General features: G+C 71.8%; 22 protein-coding genes and 1 riboswitch. Of the genes, 18 read left to right on the top strand and 4 right to left on the bottom strand.

From position 1 onward, the window contains the following. The first annotated feature begins 4 nt into the window (after nucleotides 1-4). The 3 genes from ABZ497_RS03620 (at nucleotide 5) to ABZ497_RS03630 (ending at nucleotide 2,345) form a co-directional block, all read left to right on the top strand. Nucleotides 5-184, top strand: coding sequence for a DUF6104 family protein (locus ABZ497_RS03620; protein WP_063347844.1), 180 nt, complete (start codon nucleotides 5-7; stop codon nucleotides 182-184). Between the two features lie 207 nt (nucleotides 185-391). Next, nucleotides 392-1,306, top strand: a complete 915-nt coding sequence (locus ABZ497_RS03625) for a DUF4097 family beta strand repeat-containing protein (RefSeq protein WP_329489570.1) — start codon at nucleotides 392-394, stop codon at nucleotides 1,304-1,306. Nucleotide 1,307: 1 nt separating this feature from the next. Further along, a complete protein-coding gene (locus ABZ497_RS03630) occupies nucleotides 1,308-2,345 on the top strand; it encodes a PadR family transcriptional regulator (protein ID WP_359803195.1) in 1,038 nt (345 codons plus the stop codon). Nucleotides 2,346-2,403: 58 nt separating this feature from the next. Here ABZ497_RS03630 and ABZ497_RS03635 read toward each other — a convergent pair whose 3' ends face one another. Both ABZ497_RS03635 and ABZ497_RS03640 read right to left on the bottom strand, forming a co-directional pair. Then, complete coding sequence (locus ABZ497_RS03635; RefSeq protein WP_352293130.1) at nucleotides 2,404-3,366, bottom strand: zinc-binding dehydrogenase; 963 nt, start codon at nucleotides 3,364-3,366, stop codon at nucleotides 2,404-2,406. Between the two features lie 130 nt (nucleotides 3,367-3,496). Then, complete coding sequence (locus tag ABZ497_RS03640) at nucleotides 3,497-4,693, bottom strand: NADP-dependent malic enzyme (protein ID WP_329489567.1); 1,197 nt, start codon at nucleotides 4,691-4,693, stop codon at nucleotides 3,497-3,499. Between the two features lie 603 nt (nucleotides 4,694-5,296). Between ABZ497_RS03640 and ABZ497_RS03645 the strand changes: the two genes are divergently transcribed. The 5 genes from ABZ497_RS03645 to ABZ497_RS03665 all read left to right on the top strand — a co-directional run bounded on the left by ABZ497_RS03645 (nucleotide 5,297) and on the right by ABZ497_RS03665 (nucleotide 10,160). Beyond that, on the top strand, nucleotides 5,297-6,223 hold the full coding sequence (locus tag ABZ497_RS03645; RefSeq protein ID WP_359803198.1) for an ABC transporter substrate-binding protein: 927 nt from the start codon (nucleotides 5,297-5,299) through the stop codon (nucleotides 6,221-6,223). A 501-nt stretch (nucleotides 6,224-6,724) separates the two neighbouring features. Then, entirely contained in the window at nucleotides 6,725-7,651 is a 927-nt protein-coding gene (locus tag ABZ497_RS03650; protein WP_359803199.1) for an ABC transporter substrate-binding protein, read from the top strand. Between the two features lie 36 nt (nucleotides 7,652-7,687). Then, nucleotides 7,688-8,662: an amino acid ABC transporter permease gene (locus ABZ497_RS03655; protein ID WP_329489564.1), complete on the top strand. Its 975-nt coding sequence runs from the start codon at nucleotides 7,688-7,690 to the stop codon at nucleotides 8,660-8,662. Beyond that, the gene (locus ABZ497_RS03660; RefSeq protein ID WP_329489563.1) at nucleotides 8,659-9,459 is read left to right on the top strand and encodes an amino acid ABC transporter ATP-binding protein; all 801 of its coding nucleotides are present in this window, start codon (nucleotides 8,659-8,661) and stop codon (nucleotides 9,457-9,459) included. The genes ABZ497_RS03655 and ABZ497_RS03660 overlap by 4 nt, the downstream gene beginning before the upstream one ends. Before the next feature lie 110 nt (nucleotides 9,460-9,569). Further along, nucleotides 9,570-10,160: a CGNR zinc finger domain-containing protein gene (locus ABZ497_RS03665; RefSeq protein ID WP_329489562.1), complete on the top strand. Its 591-nt coding sequence runs from the start codon at nucleotides 9,570-9,572 to the stop codon at nucleotides 10,158-10,160. 11 nt (nucleotides 10,161-10,171) lie between these two features. On the opposite strand, the gene sodX is transcribed toward ABZ497_RS03665, so the two are convergent. After that, nucleotides 10,172-10,612: a nickel-type superoxide dismutase maturation protease gene (gene sodX, locus ABZ497_RS03670; RefSeq protein ID WP_359803320.1), complete on the bottom strand. Its 441-nt coding sequence runs from the start codon at nucleotides 10,610-10,612 to the stop codon at nucleotides 10,172-10,174. 184 nt (nucleotides 10,613-10,796) lie between these two features. On the opposite strand from sodX, the gene sodN reads away from it, so the two are divergent. The 8 genes from sodN (at nucleotide 10,797) to ABZ497_RS03710 (ending at nucleotide 17,214) form a co-directional block, all read left to right on the top strand. Then, nucleotides 10,797-11,192, top strand: coding sequence for a superoxide dismutase, Ni (sodN, locus tag ABZ497_RS03675; RefSeq protein ID WP_063347853.1), 396 nt, complete (start codon nucleotides 10,797-10,799; stop codon nucleotides 11,190-11,192). Between the two features lie 100 nt (nucleotides 11,193-11,292). Next, nucleotides 11,293-11,411, top strand: a riboswitch (cobalamin riboswitch). A gap of 102 nt (nucleotides 11,412-11,513) precedes the next feature. Further along, nucleotides 11,514-12,590 (top strand): iron ABC transporter permease, encoded by a 1,077-nt coding sequence (locus ABZ497_RS03680; RefSeq protein WP_359803200.1) that lies wholly within the window; start codon nucleotides 11,514-11,516, stop codon nucleotides 12,588-12,590. Then, nucleotides 12,590-13,399: an ABC transporter ATP-binding protein gene (locus ABZ497_RS03685; protein ID WP_359803202.1), complete on the top strand. Its 810-nt coding sequence runs from the start codon at nucleotides 12,590-12,592 to the stop codon at nucleotides 13,397-13,399. The genes ABZ497_RS03680 and ABZ497_RS03685 overlap by 1 nt, the downstream gene beginning before the upstream one ends. A gap of 9 nt (nucleotides 13,400-13,408) precedes the next feature. After that, nucleotides 13,409-14,404 (top strand): ABC transporter substrate-binding protein, encoded by a 996-nt coding sequence (locus tag ABZ497_RS03690; protein WP_359803204.1) that lies wholly within the window; start codon nucleotides 13,409-13,411, stop codon nucleotides 14,402-14,404. A gap of 65 nt (nucleotides 14,405-14,469) precedes the next feature. Beyond that, nucleotides 14,470-14,853 carry a nuclear transport factor 2 family protein gene (locus ABZ497_RS03695; protein ID WP_359803206.1) on the top strand — a complete coding sequence of 128 codons (384 nt, stop codon included), beginning with the start codon at nucleotides 14,470-14,472 and terminating at the stop codon, nucleotides 14,851-14,853. A gap of 9 nt (nucleotides 14,854-14,862) precedes the next feature. Continuing rightward, a complete protein-coding gene (locus ABZ497_RS03700) occupies nucleotides 14,863-15,339 on the top strand; it encodes a GNAT family N-acetyltransferase (protein ID WP_359803208.1) in 477 nt (158 codons plus the stop codon). Nucleotides 15,340-15,640: 301 nt separating this feature from the next. Then, on the top strand, nucleotides 15,641-16,051 hold the full coding sequence (locus ABZ497_RS03705) for an anti-sigma regulatory factor (protein WP_359803209.1): 411 nt from the start codon (nucleotides 15,641-15,643) through the stop codon (nucleotides 16,049-16,051). A 155-nt stretch (nucleotides 16,052-16,206) separates the two neighbouring features. Continuing rightward, on the top strand, nucleotides 16,207-17,214 hold the full coding sequence (locus ABZ497_RS03710; RefSeq protein ID WP_329489556.1) for an RNA polymerase sigma factor SigF: 1,008 nt from the start codon (nucleotides 16,207-16,209) through the stop codon (nucleotides 17,212-17,214). Nucleotides 17,215-17,257: 43 nt separating this feature from the next. On the opposite strand, the gene ABZ497_RS03715 is transcribed toward ABZ497_RS03710, so the two are convergent. Next, nucleotides 17,258-17,686, bottom strand: coding sequence for a hypothetical protein (locus ABZ497_RS03715; RefSeq protein ID WP_359803210.1), 429 nt, complete (start codon nucleotides 17,684-17,686; stop codon nucleotides 17,258-17,260). A 50-nt stretch (nucleotides 17,687-17,736) separates the two neighbouring features. Between ABZ497_RS03715 and ABZ497_RS03720 the strand changes: the two genes are divergently transcribed. Next, on the top strand, nucleotides 17,737-18,708 hold the full coding sequence (locus ABZ497_RS03720; protein ID WP_359803212.1) for a diacylglycerol kinase family protein: 972 nt from the start codon (nucleotides 17,737-17,739) through the stop codon (nucleotides 18,706-18,708). 369 nt (nucleotides 18,709-19,077) lie between these two features. Beyond that, nucleotides 19,078-19,329, top strand: a complete 252-nt coding sequence (locus ABZ497_RS03725; protein WP_014138019.1) for a WhiB family transcriptional regulator — start codon at nucleotides 19,078-19,080, stop codon at nucleotides 19,327-19,329. Nucleotides 19,330-19,627 lie beyond the last annotated feature (298 nt).

Here is a 19,627-nt window from a genome sequence, read left to right on the forward strand (position 1 = left end):
ACCCGTGTACTTCACCGACCGCGGCATCGAGGAGCTGCAGAACCGGCGCGGCGACGAGGAGGTCACCTTCGAGTGGCTGGCCGAGCGCCTGCGCGAGTTCGTCGACCTCAACCCGGACTTCGAGATCCCGGTCGAGCGGCTGGCCACCTGGCTGGCCCGGCTCGACGACGAGGACGACGAGTGACGCGGTAGACCGTGACCGAAGGGCCCGGGAGGCACCCGCCTCCCGGGCCCTTCGCGTGCCGCGCCCCGTAGGGGGCGTCTCGGGGTTCGTTCCGGGTCGCTCTCCGGGGCGCCCTCGGGGCCGGATCCCTTGACTTCGCCGTCACGCGATATATCGTCTTTGGAAGAGGACGCGATACATCGCGAGTCGTAACGGGAGGCGGCAGACATGAGCCAGTGGACGGTCGAGGGCCCCGACAGGATCACCATCGACGGGGAGGTCGACGCCCTCCACGTACGGATCGTCGGAGGCGCCGTGAACGTGGTGGCCACCGAGGGCCCGGCCCGGCTGGAGGTCACCGAGCTGGAGGGCGAGCCCCTTCAGGTCACCCTCGCCGAGGGGGTGCTGACGGTCACCTACAAGGACCTCAGCTGGAGCGAGTTCGGCGAGTCGGTCAAGTCGGTGCAGTCCATCAAGTCGTTCTTCGGCGGGCTGCGGCGCACCCGCCGGGCCGTGGTCTCGCTGGCCGTACCGGCCGGCGCCAAGGTCAAGGCCGGCACCGTCTCGGCCGGCGCCACCGTCTCCGGCATCACCGCGCCGGTCTCGGTGCACAGCGCCAGCGGCGACGCCACCCTGGTGGGCCTGACCGGCCGGACGGAGGCCCACACCGTCTCCGGGGACGTCGACGCCCAGTCGCTCTCCGGCGACCTCAAGGTCAACACCGCCTCCGGGCAGGTCACCCTGGTCGCCGGCACCTCGGACAACGTGCAGGTCCACTCGGTCAACGGGGACGTCACCCTCGACCTCGACGTGGCCACCCCGTCGGAGATCCGGGTCACCACGGTGAGCGGCTCGGTCGGCGTCCGGCTGCCCTCGCTGGTCGACACCAAGGTCGAGGCGGGTACCAACAGCGGGGACGTCACCAGCACCTTCGAGCAGCTCAAGGTCGGCGGCTCCTGGGGCGCCAAGCGGCTCTCCGGCAAGCTCGGCGACGGCCGGGGCAACCTGGTGGTGACCACCGTCTCCGGCGCCGTCACCGTGCTCCGCCGGCCGGAGGCCGAGGACGACGGCCCCGTGATCGTCAAGGAACTCCCGGCCGGCCCCGACCTCGGCACCGGCCCCGACCTCACCAAGGAGGTCTGAGATGACCCCCGTCTTCGGCCACGGCCGCCTTCGCCTCTACCTGCTGAAGCTGCTCGACGAGGCACCGCGGCACGGCTACGAGGTCATCCGCCTCCTGGAGGAGCGCTTCCAGGGCCTGTACGCGCCCTCGGCCGGCACCGTCTACCCCCGGCTCGCCAAGCTGGAGCAGGAGGGCCTGGTGACGCAGAGCACCGAGGGCGGCCGCAAGGTCTACCGGCTCACCGAGGCCGGCCGGAGCGAGCTGGCGGCCCGCCAGGGCGAGCTGGACGAGCTGGAGCTGGAGATCCGCGACTCGGTGGCCCAGCTCGCCGGGGCGATCCGCGAGGACGTCCGGGACGGCGCCCGGAGCCTGCGCGAGGAGCTGTGGGGGGCGGCGAAGCAGGCGCCCCGCCCGGAGGGCGCCGAGAGCGGGGACCCGTGGGCCGGCCCCTGGGGGGACAAGGACGCCTGGCAGCGCGCCAAGGACGAGTTCGCCCAGTTCAAGAAGCAGGCCAAGGAGCAGGCCAAGCGCGCCAAGGAGCAGGAGAAGGCGGCCAAGGCCAAGGCGAAGGCCGCCGAGGAGGAGGCCCGCAGGCTCCGCGAGCAGTCCCGGGCGGCGCGGACGGCCGCCCAGCAGGAGGCGCTGCGGATCAAGCGCCGGGTCGAGCAGCAGGTCCGCGACCACGCGGCCCGCGGCGACTGGCCGACCGGACTGGCCGAGGGGCTCTCCGAACTCACCAAGGGTCTGGCCGGGCTGGCCGACGCCGCCCGCTGGGGCCACCCGGCGCAGGACGCCGACGCATCCGCCGAGAAGGTCAGGGTCACCCGGATCGACCTCGACAAGGACGAGCCGGCCGGCACCGCCCCGGCCGACCTTCCGGCCTGGACCGCGACCGACCCGGCCGGTGATCCGGCCCGCGAGCTGGAGCGGCTGCTCGACCGCTTCCGGGACCAGGTCCGCGACGCGGCCCGGGACGGCGGGGTGACGCCCGAGCGGCTGGCCGAGGCCCGCTCGGTGCTGGGCACGGCCGGCGAGCGGCTGCGCCGCCTGCTGGGCTGACCGGGCCGACGGGTCCGTGCGGGCCGGCGCTCCCCCGGGAGCGCCGGCCCGCCGGCGTTCAGGGGGTGAGCACGATCTTCCCGAAGACGTCGCCCCCGGCGAGCCGGGCGAAGCCCTCCCGGGCCTCGGCGAGCGGCAGCACCGAGTCGATCTGCGGCCGGACGCCGGTGGTGGCGCAGAGCGAGAGCAGCCCGGCCAGCTCCTCCTTGGTGCCCATGGTCGAGCCGACCACCCTGAGCTCCAGGAAGAAGATCCGGTTCAGCTCGGCGGTCTTCGGGTTGGGGCCGGAGGTGGCCCCGGAGATGACCACGGTGCCGCCCGGGCGCAGCGACTTCACCGAGTGCGCCCAGGTCGCGGCGCCGACCGTCTCCATCACCGCGTCCACCCGCTCGGGCAGCCGGGCGCCGCTCTCGAAGGCGGCGTCGGCGCCGAGCTCCACGGCCCGGGCCCGCTTGGCCTCGTCCCGGCCGGTGACCCAGACCCGCAGTCCGGCGGCCTTGCCGAGGACGATCAGGGCGGTCGCCACACCGCCGCCGGCGCCCTGCACCAGCACGGTGTCGCCGGGCTTCACCCCGGCGTTGGTGAACAGCATCCGGTAGGCCGTCAGCCAGGCGGTGGGCAGGCAGGCGGCCTGCTCGAAGCTGAGCCCGGCCGGCTTGGGCAGCAGGTTCCAGGTCGGCACCGCCACCCGCTGGGCGAAGGTGCCCTGGTAGTGCTCGGTGAGGATGGAGCGCCGCTCGTCCGGGCCCACGCCGTGGCCGCTCTGGCCGATCACCGAGTGGACGACCACTTCGTTGCCGTGCTCGTCGACACCGGCGGCGTCGCAGCCGAGGATCATCGGCAGCTTCCCGGCGGGCAGGCCGACCCCGCGCAGCGACCAGAGGTCGTGGTGGTTGAGGCTGGCGGCCCTGACCGTGACCACGCTCCACCCGGGACGCGCCTGCGGTTCGGGGAGTTCGCCCAGCTCCAGCCCGCTCAGCGGGTCGTCGGCGTCGATTCGTGCGGCATAGGCAGCAAACATGGTCCGGACGATAGCGGCGTCGGCCGGGGCCCGGAACAGGCTGTGGCTGTGACGCGCGTCCCGGGTTCGGCCGGGAGCGCGGAGCCGGCCGGGAGCGCCCCCGCCGCAGGGGGCGCTCCCGGCCCGGGCGTCAGCGCCGGGCGACGCCCTCGGCCCGGGCGGCCTCGGCGACGGCCTTGGTGACGGCCGGGGCGACCCGCTCGTCGAACGGCGAGGGGATCACCTTCTGCGGCGTCAGCTCGTCGGCGACCACACCGGCCAGCGCCTTGGCGGCGGCCAGCTTCATGCCCTCGGTGATCCGGGTCGCCCGGACCTGGAGGGCGCCGGCGAAGATGCCGGGGAAGGCCAGCACGTTGTTGATCTGGTTCGGGAAGTCGCTGCGACCGGTGGCGACGACCGCCGCGTACTTGTGCGCGACCTCCGGGTGGATCTCCGGGTTCGGGTTGGCCATCGCGAAGATGAAGGCGCCCTCGGCCATGGTGGCCACGACCTCCTCCGGCACGGTCCCGCCGGAGACGCCGATGAAGACGTCGGCGCCGGCCAGCGCGTCGGCCAGCGAGCCCTTGACGCCGGTCCGGTTGGTCTGCGCGGCGATCTCGGCCTTGACGTCGGTCAGGTCGCCGCGGCCCTCGTACACGACGCCCCGGCGGTCGCAGACCGCCACGTCGCCGATGCCGGCGGCGACCAGCATCTTGGCGATCGCGATCCCGGCCGCGCCGGCGCCGGAGATGACGGCCCGCAGGGTGCCGATCTCCCGGCCGGTCACCCGGGCCGCGTTCCAGAGCGCCGCGGTGGTGACGATCGCGGTGCCGTGCTGGTCGTCGTGGAAGATCGGGATGTCCAGCGCCTCCTGGAGGCGGCGCTCGATCTCGAAGCAACGGGGCGCGGAGATGTCCTCCAGGTTGACGCCGCCGAAGGAGGGCGCCAGCCGGACGACGGTCTCGACGATCTCGTCCACCCCGGTGCAGGCGAGCGCGATCGGCACCGCGTCCACACCGCCGAACTGCTTGAACAGGATGGCCTTGCCCTCCATGACGGGCAGCGAGGCCTCCGGGCCGATGTCGCCGAGGCCCAGCACCGCGGTGCCGTCGGTGACGACGGCGACCGTGTTGGCCTTCCAGGTGTAGTCGTTCACCAGCTCCGGCTGCTCGGCGATGGCCGTGCAGACCCGTGCGACACCGGGGGTGTAGGCGAGGGACAGGTCGTCCGCGTCGCGCACCGGAACGGTCGCCCGGACCTCCATCTTGCCGCCGCGGTGGAGCGCGAAAACGGCATCGACCGGATCGACGGTGTCCTGGGTGCTGCTGTGGATGATCTCCGCTGCCACGATGACCTCTTCGTCATTGATCAGCGAGGACGCGTGGCCGACGGGCGGACGACCCGGCCGGAAACTTGAAACCGGGTACGCCGAGGCGGACCCGGGGAGGGCTGGATCGGGGCGCCGCCGTCGGGGCCGCGCCCTCGGAATGAGGGTTGTGTAACTGTTGAGCCTGCGCTGTGCTGCTGCTTCTTCTTCCCGGGCCGAGCGTAGGTCGGACGACGGCATCGCACCTATGCCTTTTCGTCCTCGTCGCGCGTGCTTCCTCCGCATCGCGGCCAAAAGACGGGGTGCCTGGTGTCTGGAACACCGGGCACCGGTGGCGGCAACAGCGGACGAGCACGCGCACTCGCAGGAGTGAACCAGGACACGACGGGGAGGCGGTGCCTCGGATACGGAGTCGGCGTCGTCGTGGACTTCCGTTCCTGCGCACCCCGAGCCTGTCGCGACTCGGTGGTCCGGTTCGAGCATCGGGGGTCACCCGGTACTGGATTCTGACACACCCGCCGCCGGGACCGGCAGGTCGGGATGGGAGGATCCCTTCTTCCGCCGTCTCGCGTACATCTCCGCGACGGCGTGGCGACACCACCTCCCTCCCACAGGAGCACCCTCATGCACCACCGCGCCCACCCCCGCCGACCGGCCGCCGCGGCCCTCTGCCTGGCCACCGCCGGCGCCCTGCTGCTGACCGGTTGCGGCGGCGACGAGCAGGCCGCCGCGAAGGACCCGGTCCAGGAGCTCCGGGGCCGCATCCCCCAGGCGCAGCGCACCGCGGGCGTGCTCCGGATCGCCTCGGACCTCAACTACGCGCCGGTGGACTTCCGGGGTGCGGACGGCAAGCCGGACGGCATCGACCCCGACATCGCCAACGCCGTCGGCAAGATCCTCGGCCTGCGGATCGAGGTCGTCGACACCCCGTTCGAGAAGCTGATACCGAACCTGCACGCCAAGCAGGTCGACGTGGCGATGTCCGGTCTGAGCGACATCCGCCAGCGCCGTGACGGCGTCGACGAGGCGGGCAAGCAGGTCGACCCGGGCGTGGACTTCGTGGACTACTTCATCGCCGGTACCTCGATCATCGTCCAGAAGGGCAACCCCAAGGGCGTCCGCACCCTGGACGACCTGTGCGGCCGGGTCGTCGCGGTGCAGCAGAACACCACCCAGGACGAGATCGTCGCCCGCCAGGTGCTGGCCTGCGGCCGGAGCGGCAAGCCGCTGACCGTCCACAAGTTCGACAGCGACGCCAAGGCGCTGGCCGAGGTCGCCGCGGGCACGGCGGCCGCCGGCCTGGACGACTTCCCGGTGGCCGCGTACGCGGCGAAGACCACCGACGGCGGCAACCGCTTCGAGGTGACCGGCGCGCAGTCCCGGTCGAACCCGTACGGGATCGCGGTGCGCAAGGGGGACACCGACCTGCGCGACGTGCTGACCAAGGCGGTGGACCAGCTGATCCGCAGCGGCGAGTACGACAAGATCCTCGCCAAGTGGAACGTCGCCGCGGGGGCGGCCCAGAACGCGGTGGTCAACGGCGGCATCTGAGCGGCCGCGCGGGGGCAGGCACCGGGCGCCGTCTCGGGCGCCGTCACCGGGCGTCATCACCGGGCGTGGCGGCCGGGGGACCCGTCCGGCGGGCACACGGGCGGGCCTCCGGGCAGAGCGCGGGGAGATCTGCATACTTATACGCAGGGTGACAGGGACACGGTATTGGTCCGAATAGCGGACAGTGTGACCCCCCGTTATCCGATTTTGATCTGAATGAGGGCCATCCGACCGTCATCAGATGGCAGGATTCCCCCCATCTCCGATCGAGCCGGCCACTGGTCGAGGCGGTTCGATCAACGTCCACCTCGGCGGAGGGTGGCGGAAGCAGTACCACGCACCACCCTGCGCGAAGCCTGCTCAGGCCCAGCACGACCGGCTCTGCCCGTTCGACGACGTACAGCGACATACACCCCGTACAGCGCCGTACGGCCTGCTGCCCCGGTGTGCCGCTCCCCGCGGCGCGCTCCGCCCGACCTCTCCCTCAGGAGGAGATCCCCCATGACCGCCCGTACCCCGCGCACCCGTCTCCTCGCCGCCGGCGCGGTACTCGCGTCCGTCTCCCTGGCCCTCACCGCCTGTAGCAGCAGCAAGGACGAGAGCACCGGCGCCCCCAACGCCGGCGCGACCGTCAACGAGGTGAAGGCCGACGACAAGCTGGTCGCCCTCGTCCCCGCCGACATCAAGTCCGCCGGGAAGCTCACGGTCGGCTCGGACGCCTCGTACGCGCCCAACGAGTTCAAGGCCGACAACGGCAAGATCGAGGGCATGGACGTCGACCTGATCACCGCGGTCGCCGCCAGGCTCGGTCTCAAGGTCGACGTCCAGGACTCCGGTTTCACCGCGATCATCCCCGGTATCCAGTCGAACAAGTTCCAGATCGGCATGTCGTCCCTGACGGACAACAAGGAGCGCGAGCAGACCGTCGACATGGTCACCTACTTCAACGCGGGCAGCGCCGTCGCGGTGAAGAAGGGCAACCCGGACAAGATCGACCCCGCCGACCTGTGCGGCAAGAAGGTCGCCGTCCAGACCGGCACCACGCAGGCGCAGGAGATCACCGACACCCGCAACCCCGCCTGCGCCCAGGCCGGCAAGCCGGGCATCGTCAACGACGGTGACAAGTTCGACCTCCAGACCGACGTCACCAACGCCGTGGTCTCCGGCCGCGACCAGCTCATGATGGCCGACTCCCCGGTCGTCGACTACGCGGTCAAGCAGTCCGGCGGGCAGCTGGAGAAGGTCGGCGCCACCTACGACGCCGCCCCCTACGGCATCGCGCTGGCCAAGGGCTCGGCCCTCACCCCCGCCGTCCAGAGCGCCGTGCAGTCGCTGATCGACGACGGCACCTACAAGCAGATCCTCTCCAAGTGGGGCGTCGAGGCCGGTGCGATCGACAAGTCGACCGTCAACGGCGCCGTCAGCTGACCCTCCGCCTGACTCTCTCTCCCCCGAGGCCACACCGTGAACTCTCTGGACAAGGGGAAGGCGACGAAGGGACGGCCTGAGACCATCAAGGCCGTCCCCGTGCGCCACCCCGGACGCTGGGCGGGCGCCGTCGTCATCGCCCTGCTCGCGGCGATGCTGCTGAGCGCCCTCTTCACCAATCCCGCCTTCAAGTGGGACATCGTCGGGAAGTACCTCTTCCACGACAGCATCGTGCACGGCATGCTCGTCACGCTGGAGCTGACCGCGCTCGCCATGATCATGGGTGTGGTCGGCGGCATCATCCTCGCGGTGATGCGGCTCTCCCCCAACCCGCTGCTCTCCGGCACCGCGTGGATGTACATCTGGATCTTCCGCGGCACGCCCGTCCTGGTGCAGCTGGTCTTCTGGAACTTCCTCGGCCTGATCTGGGCCAAGCTCTCGATCGGCGTACCGTGGGGACCGGAGTTCTGGTCCGAGTCCACCAACGTGCTGATCCCGACCTTCGTCGCCGCCCTGCTGGGCCTGGGCCTCAACGAGGCCGCCTACATGGCGGAGATCGTCCGCGGCGGCATCCAGTCGGTCGACGAGGGCCAGAGCGAGGCCTCGCACGCGCTCGGCATGAGCCGCTTCCAGACCATGCGGCGGATCGTGCTCCCGCAGGCCATGCGGGTGATCATCCCGCCCACCGGCAACGAGACCATCTCGATGCTGAAGACCACCTCGCTGGTCAGCGTGATCTCCCTGGAGGAGATCTTCCGGGCCGGCCAGGTGATCTACTCGCGCAACTACCAGAACATCCCGCTGCTGATCGTGGTCAGCCTCTGGTACCTGTTCTTCACGTCGCTGCTGACCATCGGCCAGTACTACATCGAGCGGCACTACGCCCGCGGCTCCAACCGGACGCTCCCGCCCACGCCGATCCAGCGGCTGCGGAGGCTGTTCGCCGGGAAGCCCACCCCGAAGACCACCGCCGACGTGGTCCCGGGGCTTGAGGGAGGTGGTCACGTATGACCGATCTGACCAAGACCCCCGCCGACGCCGGCAACGGCGGCCCGATGGTCCGCGCCGAGGACGTCCACAAGTCCTACGGCACGGTCCAGGTGCTCAAGGGCATCGACCTGGAGGTCAAGCAGGGCGAGGTGTTCTGCCTGATCGGCCCCTCCGGCTCCGGCAAGTCGACCTTCCTGCGGTGCATCAACCACCTGGAGAAGATCAACGCCGGCCGGCTCTGGGTCGACGGCGAGCTGGTCGGCTACCGGCAGAAGGGCGACCGGCTCTACGAGCTCCGGGAGAACGAGGTCGCGCTCAAGCGGCGCGACATCGGCATGGTGTTCCAGCGCTTCAACCTGTTCCCGCACATGACCGCCCTGGAGAACGTCATCGAGGCGCCGGTGCAGGTCAAGGGCGAGTCCAAGGCGGACGCCCGGACCCGCGGGATGGCCCTGCTGGAGCGGGTCGGCCTGGCCGACAAGGCGAAGAACTACCCCTCGCAGCTCTCCGGCGGCCAGCAGCAGCGGGTCGCGATCGCCCGGGCGCTGGCCATGAAGCCCAAGCTGATGCTCTTCGACGAGCCCACCTCGGCGCTCGACCCGGAGCTGGTCGGCGACGTCCTGGACGTCATGCGCGGCCTCGCCGAGGAGGGCATGACCATGGTCGTGGTGACCCACGAGATGGGCTTCGCCCGCGAGGTCGGCGACGCCCTGGTCTTCATGGACGGCGGGGTGGTGGTCGAGTCCGGCAACCCCCGCGACGTCCTCACCGACCCCCAGCACGAGCGCACCCGCGCGTTCCTCTCCAAGGTGCTCTGAGCGCACCGGCACGGCGCCCGGCAGGCCGGTCCTGCCGGGCGCCGACGTTTTCCCCGCCCGGGTAATAGGCTGGAGCTAGTCAGCCCGTTACCGACTCTGGAAGGACCACCGTGGAGCTCGCCTCGTACGCCGAACGGGCCGTTCGGCTGGTGAACACCGAGGAGCCCGAGCGCGGCACCGACACCCTGACCTCCGTGGACGCCGTGCGGTCGCTGTTCTCCGAATCCTCCCGGGCCGCCGCGCTCGCCGACGAGTCGGACCTGCCGCGGCTGCGCGCCGTCCGGACCAGGCTGCGCGGAGTGTTCGAGGCCGCCGCCGAGGGGGACGAGATCCGCGGCGTCGACCTGCTGAACAGCCTGCTGATGGAGTACCCCGTCAGCCCGCTGGTCTCCGGGCACGACTACCTGGACGACGCCGGGCGGCCGCGCTGGCACCTGCACCTCGCCGACAACTCGCCCACCGCCACCGCGCACTTCAGCGCCGTCGCCTGCATGGGACTGGCCGTCCACCTGACCGAGCTGGGCGCCGACCGGCTCGGCATCTGCCAGGCCTCGCCCTGCCGCAACGCCTACCTGGACACCTCCACCAACCGCTCCCGGCGGTACTGCTCCGACCGGTGCGCCACGCGCGCCAACGTCGCCGCGTACCGGGCCCGCAAGCGGCAGGAGGCCCAGGACGCCTCGGCCCTGGCCGGGGGCTGACCGGTACCCGGCTACCAGGCGCCGGGGTCGACCCAGACGCCCAGTCGGCGGGCGAGGCCCGGGATCCGGGCCGGCGGGCCGGCCAGCAGCAGCCGCTCCAGCCGGTGCCCCGGGGCCAGCCAGGCCGGGCGCGGGCGCAGCCGCAGCAGCACCCGGCCGAGCACCAGCTCGTCCGGGACGGCGCCGTAACTGCGGCTGTCACTGTCGACCGGCCGGTTGTCGGAGAGCAGCCACCAGCCCTTGGCCCGCCGCTCGACGGCCCGCTTCACCACCAGCAGGTCCTGCTGGAAGGGGTGACGGAACACCACCACCGCCCCCGGTCTGATCCGCGCGCCGTACCTGACCAGGAGCCGGTCGCCCTCGCGCAGGGTCGGCACCATCGAGGGCCCCGCCACGTCGATCAGCCCGAACGGCGCGCCACCCCCCGGGGTGCCGCCCTCCGGTTCCGTCATCCGCGCCACGCCTGCTCCTCCCGGCTCGCCGCGTCCAGTCTGCCGTACGGGCCGTCCGCGGCCGATGCCCGAATTGGCCCGGTTCCGGCTCCGTCTTTTGCCCTAGGCCCGCCGCCCGGCCGCGAAACCCGGTGCCCGGAAGGGTAATCTCGCTCGCGGGAAGACGATCTAAGGAAGGACTCCCATGTTCTCTCGTCTGTTTGCACCGCGCGCCACCGCCCACGCCCACTGCGACCTCCCCTGCGGCGTGTACGACCCCGCGCAGGCCCGGATCGAGGCCGAGTCGGTCAAGGGCACCCAGGAGAAGTACCAGGCCAACGAGGACCCGGCGTTCCGCACCCGCGCCCTGATCATCAAGGAGCAGCGCGCCGAGGCCGTCAAGCACCACATCTCGGTGCTGTGGAGCGACTACTTCAAGGCCCCGCACTTCGAGAAGTACCCGCAGCTGCACCAGCTGATCAACGACACCCTGAAGGCCGCCTCGGCCGCCAAGGCGTCGACGGACCCGGCCACCGGCCAGGCCCTGCTCGACCTGATCGCCGAGGTCGACAAGATCTTCTGGGAGACCAAGCAGGCCTGATCACCGATCAGGCACGCCGACCGCCCCCGTCCGCAGCGCCGGACGGGGGCGGTCGCGCGTTTTCGCGCGCGCGAACCCGGTAAGGGTCGCTCTGGCCCGGCGCTTGTTATGCTGCCAGGGCGTCCGAGGGAGAAGTCCGGTGTGAATCCGGCGCTGACCCGCAACGGTGGGCGGAGCCCTGTGCCCGCGAGCCCGATCGCCCTGGGACGCCGATCTCCCGACAACTCGCCGTGGACTGCGAGGGGATGGCGCCCCGGCAGCTCCGTGCCCGGGCGCGCCGCCTCGCTGCCGTCCGCGGCCCGAGGCGAAGGCGCGCCGCCCGTGAGCACCGCAGTGACCGCACCGGCCCCCGTACCGGCGGCCCGTCGAATACCCGTCGCGGCGCTCGCCGCCGGCCTGCTCGCGGCGCTGCTGCTCTCGCTGGTCTGCGGGGTGGCTCTCGGCGCCTCCGGACTCGGCTGGGCCCGCGTCCTGCGGCTGCTGGGCGCCGGACTGACGGGCGGTCGGCTCGACGCCGGGGAGGCCGCCGCGTACGCGATCGTCTGGGAGATCCGGCTGCCGCGCACGGTGCTGGCCGCCGTGGTCGGCGCCGGGCTCGCGGCCACCGGGGTCGCGGTGCAGGCGATGGTCCGCAACGCGCTGGCCGACCCGTTCGTGCTGGGCATCTCCTCCGGCGCCTCGGTCGGCGCCAACGCCGTGCTGCTGCTGGGCGCGTTCGCCTCGCTCGGGGTCTGGGCGATCTCGGTCTCCGCGTTCGCCGCCGCCCTGCTGGCGATGGTCCTGGTGTACGCCGCCGCCCGGACGGCGTACGGACTCACCCCGCTGCGGCTGGTGCTGACCGGTACCGCGATGTCCTACGGGTTCTCGGCGGTGACGGCGCTGATGGTGTTCGGCGCCGCGCGCGGTGAGGCCGCCCGCAGCGCCATGATGTGGCTGCTCGGCAGCCTCGGCGGGGCGACCTGGGGGTCCGTCCCGATCGCCGCCGCCACCGTGCTGGCCGGTCTCGCCTACCTGGCCGGCGCGGCCGGGCGGCTGGACGCCCTCGCCATGGGCGACGAGACGGCGGCCTCGCTCGGGGTGGACGGCGACCGGCTGCGCCGCGAGCTGTTCGTGGTGACGGCCGCCGTCACCGGCACCGTGGTCGCGGTCAGCGGCGCGATCGGCTTCGTCGGCCTGATGGTGCCGCACCTGACCCGGATGCTGGTCGGCGCCGGACACCGCCGGGTGCTGCTGGTCGCGCCGCTCGCCGGGGCGCTGCTGCTGGTCTGGGTGGACATCGTCTCGCGCACCCTGCTGGCGCCGGCCGAACTGCCGGTCGGGGTGGTCACCGCCGTCCTCGGGGTGCCCTGCTTCCTGCTGCTGATGCGCCGTCGCGGCTACACCTTCGGAGGCCGCTGATGGATCTCGCCCTCGACGGCGTCTCGGTGGACCTGGCCGGCACCCGGCTGGTCCACGACGTCACCCTCGGCGCCGCCGCCGGGCAGGTGGTCGGCCTGGTCGGGCCCAACGGCAGCGGCAAGTCGACCCTGCTGCGCTGCGTCTACCGGGCGCTGCGCCCGGCCGCCGGCGCCGTCCGGCTGGACGGCGAGGACCTGCACGCCCTCGCCGCCCGCGAGGCCGCCCGGCGGGTGGCCGCGCTGCCGCAGGAGCACTCCGCCGAGTTCGACTTCACGGTGGCCGAGGTGGTCGGCATGGGCCGGCTGCCGCACCGCGGCGGCTTCGCCCGGCCGACCGCCGAGGACACCGGGCGGTGCGCCCGCGCCCTGCGGCGGGTGGGCGCGGACCACCTGGCCGGGCGCGGCTTCCTGAGCCTGTCCGGGGGCGAGAAGCAGCGGGTGCTGATCGCCCGCGCGCTGGTCCAGGAGCCCCGGGTGCTGGTGCTCGACGAGCCCACCAACCACCTGGACATCGCCCACCAGTTGGAGGTGCTGGCGCTGGTCCGGGAGGCCGGTACGACCGTGCTCACGGCCCTGCACGACCTCAATCTGGCGGCCGGCCACTGCGACCTGCTGTACGTCATCGCGGCCGGCCGGATCGTCGCCTCCGGACCGCCGGCCGAGGTCCTGGAGCCGGCCCTGCTGGCCGAGGTGTTCGGCGTCCGCGCGACGCCCGTGAAGCACCCGGGGACCGGCGCCGTCCAGTTGCTCTTCGACCGGCTCGGCCGGACCTCCCCCGGCCCCGCCGACTCCGCCGACCCCCCCTGCTGAGGAAACCCCATGCGTATTAAGGCCGTTGCCACCGCCGCCCTGCTCACCCTCGCGCTGACCGCCTGCGGCGCCGAGATCGCCCCCGCCGGGGACGCCGCCGCCGGCTCCGCCCACTACCCGGTGACCGTCGACAACTGCGGTACGAAGGTCACCTTCGAGCGGAAGCCGGCCCGGACGGTGACCAACGACGTGGGCATCACCGAGCTGATGTTCGCGCTCGGCCTGGCCGACCGGATGGCCGGCTACGTGATGCCCGACGACAAGGGCCAGGTCGACAAGGTGGCCTGGAAGGACGGCTACCAGCAGGCCAGGTGGCTCTCCAAGCAGCAGATCACCAAGGAGATCGCGCTGGAGGCGAAGGCCGACCTGGTCTTCGCCGGGTGGCACTACGGCTTCGACGAGGCCGGCGGCTTCACCCCGCAGGCGCTGGCCGGTCTCGGCATCGGCTCGTACGTGCTCAGCGAGTCCTGCCGCAGCGGCAAGGGCCCCGAGCGCGGGGTGATGTCCCCGCTGGACGCGCTCTACACCGACCTGGCCAACCTGGGCGAGATCTTCGACGTCCGGGACCGGGCCGACGCGCTGATCGCCGACTTCCGGGCGCAGGTCGCCGCCGTCCCGCAGCCCGAGCGCCGGCCGCGCGTCTTCCTGTACGACAGCGGCGAGGACAAGCCGTACACCTCGGGGAAGTTCGCCGCGCCCCAGGAGATCATCGCCAGGGCCGGCGGGGAGAACGTGATGGGCGACCTCGCCGACTCCTGGACCACCGTGGGCTGGGAGAGCGTGGTCCAGCGCGACCCCGAGGTGATCGTGATCAACAACTACGGCTCCCCGGACGCCGAGGCCAAGCGGAAGTTCCTCACGTCCTTCCCGCCGCTGGCCGGCGTCTCCGCCGTCCGCAACGGGCGGATCTTCGTCCTGGACTACGTCGACCTGGTGGAGAGCCCGCGCAACCCGGCCGCGATCACCGCGCTCGCGGCCCACCTGCGCGGTGTGACGGCCGGCTGAGCCGCGGCGGGGCGGGCGTACGCTCGGAGGTACGAGCCGACGGAACCGACCGGAGGAGCGAGAACATGAGCACCATGGCCGCGCCGTCCGCCTTCGACACCGGCGTGCTGCGCGAGGGCATCGAGCGCGGCGACGCCGACGCGCTGCTGGCGCTGTACGCGGACGACGCCGAACTGCGCGTGGTCGACCGCGAGACCCAGCCCAGCCACCCGCTGGTGGTGCACGGCCGGGACGAGATCGGCGCCCTGCTGAACGACGTCTACGGCCGGGAGACGAGCCACACGCTGGAGCGGGTGGTCCTGGACGGCGACCGCCTCGCCTTCATGGAGTCCTGCCGCTATCCCGACGGGGTCCGGGTGCTGGTCACCTCGGTCGCCGACCTGCGGGAGGGCCGGATCGTCGACCAGACCTCGATCCAGGCCTGGGACGAGGACGGGCGGGCCAAGTAGGCTCGTGGCATGATCCGCACCGCCGTAGTCACCGATGTCCCGGTCATTCACACCATGATCCGCGAACTCGCGGAGTACGAGAAGGCACCGCACGAGGCGGTCGCCACCGAGGAACAGCTGCGCGAGGCGCTGTTCGGCGCCGCCCCGGCGGTGTTCGGGCTGGTCGCCGAGGACGACACCACCGGCGAGCCGGTCGGGTTCGCGGTCTGGTTCCTCAACTTCTCGACCTGGCGCGGGACGCACGGGATCTACCTGGAGGACCTCTACGTCCGCCCGCAGGCCCGCGGCGGCGGCCACGGCAAGGCGCTGCTGCTGGAGCTGGCCCGGATCGCCGTCGAGCGCGGCTACTCGCGGGTGGAGTGGTCGGTGCTGGACTGGAACGAGCCCTCGATCAACTTCTACAAATCGCTGGGCGCGGTGCAGATGGACGAGTGGACCGTGCACCGGCTCACCGGCCCGGCGCTCACCGCGGCCGGCACCCGCTGACCGACCGGGTGCCACGAGTCCCTCCCGGGGGCTGCCACCCTGCGTCGCGAGGGCCTACCATGAGTGACCCTCGCACCCGGTGTCGCTCGTTCCCGTGAAGGCGGGACCGGATCGCGACATCCGCCCACCGATAGCGGTAACGTCTCGGGCGGATGCGCGGCGTCCGACCACCCCTCCCGGGGTATGACCGGTACGTACCGCACCACCCCTCTGGACAGTTGGGGCGAAGCAGTTGAGCCAAGCAACAGACAGTGCCGCGGCCACCGGCCCGGAAGCACAGCGCGTCACCCAGGAGGTGAGGGTGTCCCAGATCGACGGCGAGCCCGGAGTACAGGACTTCGTGGAGGTCCGGCTGCCCGCGGCGGGGGCCTACCTCTCAGTGCTGCGAACAGCGACGGCGGGGCTGGCGGCCCGGCTGGACTTCACGCTGGACGAGATCGAGGACCTCCGGATCGCGGTGGACGAGGCCTGCGCCATCCTGCTCCAGCAGGCGGTGCCCGGCTCCGTCCTCTCCTGCGAGTTCCGGCTGGTGGGCGACTCGCTGAAGGTCATCGTCTCCGCCCCGACCACGGACGGCCGTGCCCCGGAACGGGACACCTTCGCCTGGACGGTGCTCTCCGCGCTGGCCGGCGAGGTGGAGTCCTCGGTCGCCGAGGACAACACCGTCTCGATCAGCCTGCACAAGAAGCGCGGCGGGTCCACCGCCCATTAGGGCCGCCACAGCAGCACCGAACAAGAGCCGTCCGTCCGGCGCCACCCGGGCCGGCGGACGGCTCCCGGTACCGCCCACCACGCGGTACGACCAACGAGACGAATCCGGGACCGCCCCAGGTCCCGGTGCTCCCGGAACGGAACGGGGGAATGGCCGTGAGTGATCTGGACCGTACCGGCCTCGCGACGGCGGGCCCTGCCGTACCGACCCAGGCGAGCGTTCCCGGCCTCGCCGCCAACGACGAAGCGCACCCGAAGGACGCCCACCGGATGAGCCAGCCGACCGAGCCGACGTCTGATCCGTCGCCCACGCCCTCGCCGCCGTCCGCGGCCCCGGAGTCCCCGGTGCCCGACGCGGCCGAGGCGCTGCGCGGTGCGGTGCCCTCGCAGGCGCCGCACCGTTCGGGGGCGCCGGACCGGGAGGCGGCCCGGGCCCTGTTCGTCCGGCTGTCCGCGCTGCCCGAGGGCTCCGCGGAGCGCGTCGAGCTGCGCAACCAGCTGGTGCGGATGCACATCCCCCTGGTGGAGCACCTGGCCCGGCGGTTCCGCAACCGGGGCGAGCCGCTGGACGACCTCACCCAGGTCGCCACCATCGGACTGATCAAGTCGGTGGACCGCTTCGACCACGAACGCGGGGTCGAGTTCTCCACCTACGCGACGCCGACCATCGTCGGCGAGATCAAGCGCCACTTCCGGGACAAGGGCTGGGCGGTCCGGGTACCGCGCCGGCTCCAGGAGCTGCGGCTGTCGCTGACCACGGCGACCAGTGAGCTCTCCCAGCGGCACGGCCGCTCCCCCACCGTGCACGAGCTGGCCGAGCACCTGGGGATCTCCGAGGAGGACGTGCTGGAGGGCCTGGAGTCCGCCAACGCGTACTCCACGCTGTCGCTGGACGTCCCCGACAGCGACGACGAGTCGCCGGCCGTGGCGGACACCCTGGGCGCCACCGACGAGGCACTGGAGGGCGTCGAGTACCGCGAGTCCCTCAAGCCGCTGCTGGCCCAACTGCCGCCCCGGGAGCAGAAGATCCTGGTGCTGCGGTTCTTCCGCAACATGACCCAGTCGCAGATCGCCGCCGAGGTGGGCATCTCGCAGATGCACGTCTCCCGGCTGCTGGCCCGTACCCTGGCCCAGCTCCGGGAGAAGCTCCTGGTGGAGGAGTAGGACTGACGGCCGCTCAGCGGCCGCCGTCGCCGGCCCTCCGCGCTCAGCCCTCGTGCGGAGCGTAGAGGGCCGTCGTCGCCTTCGGGCTGAGCAGGGCGCCGATGCCGGCCAGCCCGAGCAGGCCGATCGCCGCCCCGACGGCCACCATGGCGCCGCCGGTCTGCCACATGTAGTAGGCCACCGGCAGGCAGATCGAGTTGGTCAGCACCGCCGGGCTGCGGCCCCAGCGGCGGCCCTTGAGCAGCGCCCGGGCGGCCAGCAGCGGCAGCACGCCGAGCAGGACGATCACGAGGCCGCCGAACTCGTTCAGCGCGAACTGCCTGGAGTCGCCGGACACGGCGGACACCATGTCCCAGACGCCGACGACGGCGAGTGCGGCGCCCTCCAGGGCGGTGATGGCGGCGCCCGCGGTCAGGGCCGCCGGCCGGTCGGCGCCGGGCGCGGGTACGGGTGCGGAGGATTCTGCGGTCACTCCAGCAGGGTAGCCGCCGGTTGGTCCGTACCGCCCCGTAGGCTGAGCACATGCGCGCTCTCCTGGTCGTCAACCCGAAAGCGACCACCACCAGTGGCCGCACCAGGGATGTCCTGATCCATGCCCTGCGCAGCGACCTCAAGCTGGAAGTGGCCCAGACGGAGTACCGCGGCCACGCGCGCGACCTGGCCCGCGAGGCGGTCGAGGACGGCGCCGTCGACCTGGTGGTGGCCCTGGGCGGCGACGGCACGGTCAACGAGGTGGTCAACGGACTGCTGACGCACGGCCCGGGCGAGAAGGTCCCCCGGCTGGCCGTGGTGCCCGGCGGGTCGACCAATGTGTTCGCCCGCGCGCTGGGTCTGCCCAACGACCCCGTGGAGGCCACCGGGGCCCTGCTGAACGCCCTGGACCAGCGCCGGGAGCGGCCGATCGGCCTGGGCAAGGCGATGACGGAGGGGCTGCCGGACCGCTGGTTCACCTTCACCGCCGGCCTCGGCTTCGACGCGGGCGTGGTGGGCCGGGTGGAGGAGCAGCGCAGAGCGGGGCGCAGGTCGACCCACGCGCTCTACGTGGGGCAGGCGCTCCGGCACTACGTCACCCAGCGTGAGCAGCGCCGATCGGGCCCCGTCACCCTGCAACTGCCGGGCCGGGCGCCGGTGCCGGGCCTGGTGCTGGCCATAGTCAGCAACACCTCGCCGTGGACGTTCCTGGGCAACCGCCCGGTCTATCCCTCCCCGCTCGCCTCCTTCGACACGGACCTCGATGTCTTCGGCATCACCCGGATGACCGCGTTCGGCACCGCTCGAACGGTCCGTCAGATCCTGCGGTCGCACACGCCTTCGGCCGATGGCGCCGCCCCTGTCGGCCCGTCCGGAAAGCACGTCGTCTCCTACCACGACGCTCGGCACTTCACCTTGGTTTCGCAGGAACCGGCCCCATTCCAGGTGGACGGGGACCACCTTGGAGACAGGAGTCGCGTCAGTTTCACAGGCGTACGGCGGGCACTGCGTGTGATTGTGTGACTGGAAGGAGGGTTCTCCCTTCTTCTCGAACGCACAAGCCCCCTTCACTCCATAGAAGTACTGGCTGTGAGCTAGGCGACACCGAAGAATCAAAAATTCCTCCCTGAAGGGGGTTGTATCCGGGCCCGAGGTTTGCGAACCTCTACATGGCGATCGGGACACATCGCAGCGACGGCAACCACAGACCCTGGCGGGTGCCGACCGCGGAGTGTCCCTCGAATCGCCGAATCCCTCCCCAGCACAGACCACCCGGGCCCGATGGGCCTTTGGTCTCTTTTGCTGTTGCGGGATTCGTGAAAGCGTTCACATTCACAAGCCATCGATTATGCCGATCGGGTCACCCCCGCCGGCAGGAGGAGTTGGACGACCATGGACTGGCGCCACCGCGCTGTCTGCCGCGAAGAGGACCCGGAGCTTTTCTTCCCGATCGGGAACACCGGTCCTGCTCTGCTGCAGATCGAGGAAGCCAAGGCCGTGTGCCGCCGCTGTCCGGTCATGGAGCAGTGCCTGCAGTGGGCGCTCGAGACCGGCCAGGATGCCGGCGTCTGGGGCGGTATGAGCGAGGATGAGCGTCGCGCGATGAAGCGCCGCGCTGCCCGCAACCGCGCCCGCACCGCCTGATCACACGCCGTAACACCAGTAGTGACCGCAGTGCCGATCAACACATGATCAAGGGCTTCCCTGCACTTCCTGGCGAAGCCTTCCGTACAAAGGGCCTTGCTCGACACGGTCCGACGACACCGGGCCGCCCAGGCACTTGATACTGTTCACTTAGAGCAATATTGTGGAGCTGAGGCGCTCACCGTGTGCAACGCACCGGTGAGGTGTCGTATCACCCAGAGCCCCCGTTCCGGCCGACTCCCCCCGACGGCCGGAACGGGTTGAGAGGCCCTGTCGACCCACCCCCCCCGGTCGACAG

It is taken from the genome of Kitasatospora sp. NPDC005751 (assembly GCF_040630835.1).
Lineage (GTDB): Bacteria > Actinomycetota > Actinomycetes > Streptomycetales > Streptomycetaceae > Kitasatospora.

Bases quoted from the DNA above. Each gene is read 5' to 3' on its own strand.
- ABZ497_RS03625 (WP_329489570.1), top strand. From the start codon at position 392: ATGAGCCAGTGGACGGTCGAGGGCCCCGACAGGATCACCATCGACGGG.
- ABZ497_RS03630 (WP_359803195.1), top strand. From the start codon at position 1,308: ATGACCCCCGTCTTCGGCCACGGCCGCCTTCGCCTCTACCTGCTGAAG.
- ABZ497_RS03635 (WP_352293130.1), bottom strand. From the start codon at position 3,366: ATGTTTGCTGCCTATGCCGCACGAATCGACGCCGACGACCCGCTGAGC.
- ABZ497_RS03645 (WP_359803198.1), top strand. From the start codon at position 5,297: ATGCACCACCGCGCCCACCCCCGCCGACCGGCCGCCGCGGCCCTCTGC.
- ABZ497_RS03650 (WP_359803199.1), top strand. From the start codon at position 6,725: ATGACCGCCCGTACCCCGCGCACCCGTCTCCTCGCCGCCGGCGCGGTA.
- ABZ497_RS03660 (WP_329489563.1), top strand. From the start codon at position 8,659: ATGACCGATCTGACCAAGACCCCCGCCGACGCCGGCAACGGCGGCCCG.
- sodX (WP_359803320.1), bottom strand. From the start codon at position 10,612: ATGACGGAACCGGAGGGCGGCACCCCGGGGGGTGGCGCGCCGTTCGGG.
- sodN (WP_063347853.1), top strand. From the start codon at position 10,797: ATGTTCTCTCGTCTGTTTGCACCGCGCGCCACCGCCCACGCCCACTGC.
- ABZ497_RS03685 (WP_359803202.1), top strand. From the start codon at position 12,590: ATGGATCTCGCCCTCGACGGCGTCTCGGTGGACCTGGCCGGCACCCGG.
- ABZ497_RS03690 (WP_359803204.1), top strand. From the start codon at position 13,409: ATGCGTATTAAGGCCGTTGCCACCGCCGCCCTGCTCACCCTCGCGCTG.
- ABZ497_RS03695 (WP_359803206.1), top strand. From the start codon at position 14,470: ATGAGCACCATGGCCGCGCCGTCCGCCTTCGACACCGGCGTGCTGCGC.
- ABZ497_RS03700 (WP_359803208.1), top strand. From the start codon at position 14,863: ATGATCCGCACCGCCGTAGTCACCGATGTCCCGGTCATTCACACCATG.
- ABZ497_RS03720 (WP_359803212.1), top strand. From the start codon at position 17,737: ATGCGCGCTCTCCTGGTCGTCAACCCGAAAGCGACCACCACCAGTGGC.
- ABZ497_RS03725 (WP_014138019.1), top strand. From the start codon at position 19,078: ATGGACTGGCGCCACCGCGCTGTCTGCCGCGAAGAGGACCCGGAGCTT.